The sequence below is a fragment of the Streptomyces sp. NPDC056948 genome (assembly GCF_042674225.1).
In the GTDB taxonomy this organism is placed as follows: domain Bacteria; phylum Actinomycetota; class Actinomycetes; order Streptomycetales; family Streptomycetaceae; genus Streptomyces; species Streptomyces purpurascens.
Window position 1 is genome coordinate 1 of sequence record NZ_JBHUQX010000478.1, and the last position, 6461, is coordinate 6461.

General features: G+C 68.4%; 5 protein-coding genes. All 5 read left to right on the forward strand.

Features of this window, described 5'->3' with window-relative positions; genetic code table 11:
* The first annotated feature begins 390 nt into the window (after positions 1–390).
* Positions 391–879 carry a GNAT family N-acetyltransferase gene (locus ACFTZL_RS38800; RefSeq protein ID WP_382593349.1) on the forward strand — a complete coding sequence of 163 codons (489 nt, stop codon included), beginning with the start codon at positions 391–393 and terminating at the stop codon, positions 877–879.
* Between the two features lie 372 nt (positions 880–1251).
* On the forward strand, positions 1252–1416 hold the full coding sequence (locus ACFTZL_RS38805) for a hypothetical protein (protein WP_382593352.1): 165 nt from the start codon (positions 1252–1254) through the stop codon (positions 1414–1416).
* 520 nt (positions 1417–1936) lie between these two features.
* A complete protein-coding gene (locus tag ACFTZL_RS38810) occupies positions 1937–2320 on the forward strand; it encodes a hypothetical protein (RefSeq protein WP_382593355.1) in 384 nt (127 codons plus the stop codon).
* Positions 2298–5402: an NACHT domain-containing protein gene (locus ACFTZL_RS38815; protein WP_382593358.1), complete on the forward strand. Its 3105-nt coding sequence runs from the start codon at positions 2298–2300 to the stop codon at positions 5400–5402. Before ACFTZL_RS38810 ends, ACFTZL_RS38815 begins: the two co-directional genes overlap by 23 nt.
* A gap of 395 nt (positions 5403–5797) precedes the next feature.
* The gene (locus ACFTZL_RS38820) at positions 5798–6343 is read left to right on the forward strand and encodes an MOSC domain-containing protein (RefSeq protein ID WP_382593361.1); all 546 of its coding nucleotides are present in this window, start codon (positions 5798–5800) and stop codon (positions 6341–6343) included.
* Positions 6344–6461: the final 118 nt, after the last annotated feature.

Here is a 6461-nt window from a genome sequence, read left to right on the forward strand (position 1 = left end):
GAGTGGCGGCTTCGCCCCATCGGCGTAGCGTGCCATTGAGCCGGTCCAGTGACGGCAAGCGACGCCCACGGGCAAGGCCTGGCTCGAGCAGTTGCGTGAGCGCCTCCGGGGAGTGCAACCCAGTGGCTGATCGGCGCGGCTTGGTGAGGTTCGTGGCATGAGGGAGCGCTACGGATCCAGGCGGAGTACGTACTCGGTGGAAGACGCGGGGGTCGAGTAGTCCGGTCACGCGCCTGCAGTGATCGGAGACTGACTACGGAGCGTGACTCCAGCTGGGCTGTGTGCTGGCTCCCGTGCTGGTTTGGTGCTGACCGGGAGTCGTGCAGGAACGCCTGTCCGAGCAGCCAACCCGTCGCAGGAAGGCACTCTCCGGTGCGAAATACTGTCCCGATGAGTTCACGCACTTCCCCGGTCAGCCAGCCGGTCACGATACGGAGGGCCGTCGCGAGGGATGCCAAGCGGCTCACGCGGCTCGTGCGTGGCTCGGGCGCCTACGAGGGTAAGTACGCATCCGCAGTCGCGGGCTACCGGGTCGGTCCTGATTACATCGAGGCTCACCGTGCCTTCGTGGCCGTGGGCGCCGACGAGCAGGGCGGCCGGGTCCTAGGGTTCTACTCGCTCGTCCTCGCGCCACCGGAGCTCGACCTGCTGTTCGTCGCCGACGAAGCGCAAGGGCGGGGTATTGGACGACGGCTCGTCGCGCACATGCGGTCCGAGGCGCGCGCCGCCGGGATCGACCGTGTCAAGGTCGTGTCGCATCTTCCCGCCGAGGACTTCTACCACCGCGTCGGCGCAGTGCGGACCGGGACGGCGTTTGCGAACCCGCCCGCCGTGCCGTGGGACCGTCCCGAATTCGAGTTCCGCATTCCTTCGGAATGACGCGGTGCAGGTTCGCAGTGCACCGGCTTCGCCCCTTCATCGGCCGTGCCCGGCATGCTCGGCGGTATCTCGCTGACCCTGGCCCGAGGCGTGGAGACGGACGAGTTCCTCATCAACCTGGGTGCCGACCTCGACGAACTGGCCGCGCGAACCCGTGCAGGGAGTTGCGCGCACCGGCCGGGCAGCCGGGCCAGCCCTCCCTCCACCTCAAGATCCTCTGCCTGACCGCCAACCGTTTCAGCCCCCCCGGCCCTGATCATCCATGCGCCCGATGCCTGCGCGTACCGGGCTGACTTCGGCACCGGCACCGACACCGGGCAGGGCTCGGCCCTCGATGCCGCCCTCGGCGCCGCGGGCGCGGTGTTCCCGTCGATGCCTGAGTCCAGTGAGGCCGATGTCGTCGCGTACGTCGAGGAGCATGGCGAGCGCCTGCCCGAGCTGGTGTTCACCGCCGTGGGCGCCTACACGGGCGTGGCCATCGGCCAGGACGCCGTGAAAGCCGGTGACCTTCCCGGCGTGCTCATCGCTGCGGCCTGACCGCCTGCCGCGCGCATGAGACCGGCCCGAGGCCGGAGTGTTACTCCGTGGCCAGCTTGAAGATCACCGGCTGACCGCCCACGACGGAAGGAGCAGCCGCGTGGTCTCTGCTGAGCCGGATCGATGTGTGGGCCGAGGACGGCTTGTCGCGTGATCTTGCGGAGTGCGGTGAGACGGCACGCGTCACCGCACTCGAACGGGCCTGACGTGACGCCCTGACAATGCTCGCGGCCGAGAGAGCGAACCGCTGGGCCCTCTGACGAGGGCATGCGGCGATCTCGCGCGGACGATGGTCGCACTGCCCGACGGGGACCTGTGTGCGCTGAGGCGCATCCAGGAGCCGTCGGTGCGACCGGTCTCGCTGACCGGGTGTGCGGGACCGAAAGGACCTGCGGGGGCGGCCCCCGCCTCTCACGGGGTCGTCCCGGGCTCATCGAACCGCCGGACGGCAGCGGACGTCTTCCTGCACGATGGAGCACGGCCCACGAGGGCAGCGGCGTCGACTCCTGAAGGGGGATCTGTGGATCCGATTCCGGAAGAACTGCTGATGGCACTGGCCGGCGGGGCCGCGGGTAGCGCCGGGCAGCAGATCTGGCAGTCGTTGCGTGGCTTGGTCAGGCGAGAACCGGCAGCTGGGGGCCGACCTCCTGAGAGTTCGGCCGAGGGTGAGCTGGCGTTGCTGGAACAGCATCCCGATGAGGCTGAGCGGGCTCGTGAGCTGGCGGCCGCACTGCATCGGCGAGCCGGACTCGATCCTGCCTTCGCGGACGCTCTCACCCGCTGGCAGGCGGAGGGGGAGCGCGCGCACCGCGCAACCGGGGCGGCGACCTTCGAGGTCAGCGGTGGGACCCAGCACTCGGTCGTCATGGCTCAGAACGTGCATGGTGGCATCACCCTCAACTGAGGACCCGGAGTCCCCGCGGTCGTCGGGCGAAGCGCCCCGCTTCGAGGTGTCGGGCGGGCGGCAGCGGAATGTGGTCCAGATCGCCCACCTCGACAGACTTGAGGTGGTCGAGAGGACGGACGGAGGGTTCAGAGGGCTCGGAGGACACCGCCGGTCGGCTGCGGATGCCTGGTTCGGCTGGGCTGCCGGGCTTGCGGCCGCCTTCGCGGTGTTCCTGCTGCTTGCCCGGTCCGCGCTGCCCCTCAAGGAGGACCTCGACCCCGGCCCGGTGACCATGGGCTGGTTGCTCCTCGCAGGCATCCTCGTTCTGGCCGCGGGTCGTTGGGCCCTTCGTCGTTTCCGTGAACGCCGTATGCGCTTGTGGCTGTCGGCGCCTCACCTCGCGCTCGCCGCCGACCGTCTCGCGGAGGCTCTTTCCTTCCGCTACGGCGGGGACGAGCGCTGGGATCTCATCCGTAACCCCGAGCCGGTCGAGGTGACCTGGTGGGAGGGCGGAGAGGGAGAGCAAGCGGGGTCCCCCGGACCGGGGGGCGGCTCGATCGCCGCGTACTTCCACCGGACGCGCGCCGGCCGCCTTGTCGTCCTGGGCGGCCCGGGCTCGGGAAAATCGGTTCTGGCTCTGCGCCTGGCCACCGAGTTGCTGGGGGAGCGGCAGACCTGTGAAGGGGAGGGGCCGGTGCCGGTCATCCTTCCCCTGGCGTCCTGGGACCCCCGGGAGGGGCTGTTCACCTGGATTGCACGGCAGGTTGCCGACGACCATCCGCATGCCTGCACTCCGGTGCCGGGTGCCCTGCCGATTGCCGTGGCCTTGGCCCTGCTGCGGACGCGGCACGTCCTGCCGATCCTGGACGGCTTCGACGAACTGCCGCACCAGGTGCGGAAAAGAGCCATGCGCCAGCTCAGGGACGGTACGAAGGGTGGCATCCCGTTCGTTCTGACCAGCCGTCAGGCGGAGTATCACGAACACGTCCCTGAACAGAACGTGTTCACACGTACGGAGATCAGCCTGTGCCCTCTCGAGTACAGCGCGGTGGCCGCGTACCTGAACCCCGGTGGAGGGAAGTCTCGCTGGACCGAGGTGCTCGCCCGGCTGGACGGTGCTGCCGCCGACTCTCCCGAGGCGCGGTTGCGGGACGTGCTGCGTGTGCCGTTGATGGCGAACCTGGCGCGTGAGGCGTACAGCGAGGATGACGCGGCCCACCCCCGTGAACTGCTCGCACCGGATGCCTTCGCCGACACCGCGGCCATCGAGCATCACCTCTACGGAGCCTACCTCGACGCGATCTACAGCCCGACGCACGAGGAACGTACGGGCTGGGCCCCGGAGACGGCACGCGCTTGGGCAGGTTTCCTCGCCGCGCGCATGAAGGCGAGGAACCAGGAACAGCTGGCCTGGTGGCGTCTCGACGAGTACGTGCCCCGGCGAGTCCGCATCCTCGCCCTGGTGCCGGCGTTCGCGTTGAGCGTCGTACTCATGGCCCGGCTGGATCTGGGCGCGTGGGGCTGGCCCGCCCACCTCGGACTCTCCCTGTGGCAGGCGTACTCGATCGTGTGCGCGCTCGCCCTTCTTCATACGTGTGCGTCGGCGGAGAACGCGGAGAACCGCCTGCCCCGTCAGATCGTTCGACCCACAGGTGCGCGCCTGCGTGAGGCGATGAGCGAGCGACGTGGCAGAGTCCTGGGGATGTGCGCGGTGGTCGGGCTCACCGCGGGGTGGGCGACAACGGTGTTCACCCGCTCCGGGCTGTGGCTGTGGTCCATGACGGCGATCAGCTGGGTGAGCCTCAGATGGTGTGGTCGCCGTCTGCTGCTCGCCGCAGACGATCCGTCTCTGGCGCGCTCCCCGAGAGCGCTGCTGCGGTCCGACCGGCGCGCGGTGTGCACCCTCGGCTGGCTCTTCAGCGCAGGGCCGCCCGTGCTCACCGTCCTCTGCGTACTGCCACTGCCCTTGCTGGCCATCTGGTTCGCCGGCGACGCCGAGGGCCCCGCATTCGGTCTCGTAGCCGACACGGGCGCAGTGAGGTTCCTCGTCGACGTGCTGAACTCGGTGCCGTTCCTCCTGATCGGCTTCGCGACCGGAGTCTGGTCCTATCGCGACCGTCTGGTACCGCTCACCCTCGTCATCCCTCTGGTCACGCTGGCTCTGTACGCCGTCACCCCGGCGGCTCAGGGCATGGTCACCGCCGATGACTGGGGCTTCACCACCCTGGGGACACTGGTCTGCTGGATGCTGCACGGGATGGCCGTCTCGGCATGGGGCCGGCTTCAGCCGGCTCGCTTGTACCTGGCGGCAGCGGGCAGCCTGCCGCTGAGGCTCATGACGTTTCTGGAAGACGCACACCAGCGCGGCGTCCTGCGCCAGGCCGGAGGCGTGTACAGCTTCCGGCACATCGAGTTGCGTGACCGCCTTGCGCAAGGAGCGGTCAAACAGATGCGAGTGGGAGCTCGACAGCTCGGCAGGGGAGGCCGGTTCATATCCGGGGCGCTCGCCCTCTCGCTCATTGCGGGGCTTTACGCCGTGACGCTCCGCGGGGCCGCCCAGGCCGAGCTCGTGACCGGACCGGTTCGCTCACTTCCCTCCGCGTGCAGGCTCCTCGACCCCGTGCACGTCGCCGCACTCACCGAAAGTCCAGTCACTCACGCACCAAAGGCAGCGAAGTACACGAACTTGACGTGGCAGCCGGGCTGTGTCGTGGACGAGCGATCACCGTCCGCGCGAACCGTACGCATCGAGATCGGCACGCATGTCGTCGGACCTGTCCTCGAGTGGAGTGCGGTGAGAACCGCCTCACAGATGTTCGGCAGCACCGGGAGTAACTACTTCGATCTGAGCCCGTCGGCCGTGCAGGTGTCACGACGTCTCGGCAGTCTCGGCGACGAGGCGCATCTGTACGTGGGACGCCGCTACGTCGATGATGTCGAGCAGCTGTCCTCACCAGTAGCCGTGATCCAGGTACGCAAGGACAACGCACTCCTCACTGTCTGTTACACGGAGGAGAACGCCGACCAGGCGCGAGTCATTGACGTGGCCGAGGGCCTCGCCCGCACCGCGCTGGGCAAGGCCGGTCTCGCCCCCACGTGACCCGCAAGAAGCCCTCTCCTCGCCGGCTCCCGTGCCAAGCCTTGGCTTCCCGCCCGTGACGAGCTTGGAGCTCACGCGCCATCCCGGCCGTCTGGACATCCCCGGCACGGCCACCGGCAGCAGCCCGAGGATGAGCTGTATGTAGAGGGTGAGCAAGTAGAAGCCGCCCTCCCGTATGTGCGGCGACCTACGGCGGCCCCGAGACGATGCGCCTGGAGGAGTTCCAGCTTCCCGCCCCGACCGGCGCGTCGTCAGCGCAGGCCGCGATGCCGGTCGGGGTTCCGTACCCTGGCGTATCCCCATGAGGTCCGCTCACTGCACGCCTCTCTCGCAAGGCTGGTCGCATCACCTTTAAGATCGACCGTCCGCAGAACGACAACAGGTGGGAGGGCGTGATGACTGGTCAGGTCGCCGCAGTGAGCCGTAACGAGGTGTACTCGTTCAGCAAGCCCAATCGCGATTCCATCACGCTGCTCACGGGACTCGGAGTGGAAGGAGACGTTCACGCAGGTGAGACGATCCGCCACCAGTTCCGCATGACCTACGAGCCGGACCTGCCCAACCTGCGCCAGGTCCACCTGATGCACGAGGAACTCTTCGACGAGCTCGCGCTCAAGGGCTTCAAGGTCTCTGCGGGCCAGCTCGGCGAGAACATCACCACCCGCGGGGTGGACCTGTTGGGCCTGCCCACCGGCGCTCTGCTCCATCTCGGAGAGCAGGCGGTGCTCGAGGTGACGGGTCTGCGCAACCCGTGCGCAAAGATCAACGACTTCCGCAAGGGACTGCTCGGTGAGGTCTTCACCATCGACTCCGTGTCCGGCGAGTTCACATTCAAGTGTGGCGTCATGGCTGTGGTCCGGCGTGGAGGGATCGTCCGACCCGACGATTTCATCCAGGTCGAAACCCCGCCCCTTCCTCACCGCTCGCTGGAGCGGGTCTAGGTTCTGGCTGGACGGGTACAGCTTCCAACTGCGCGTCTTGCGGTGGTTGCCGGGTCGGAGGGGCTCGCCGGTGACGGAGCCGCCCGATTGACCGAGACGCACCCGGCCTCCGTTGGCC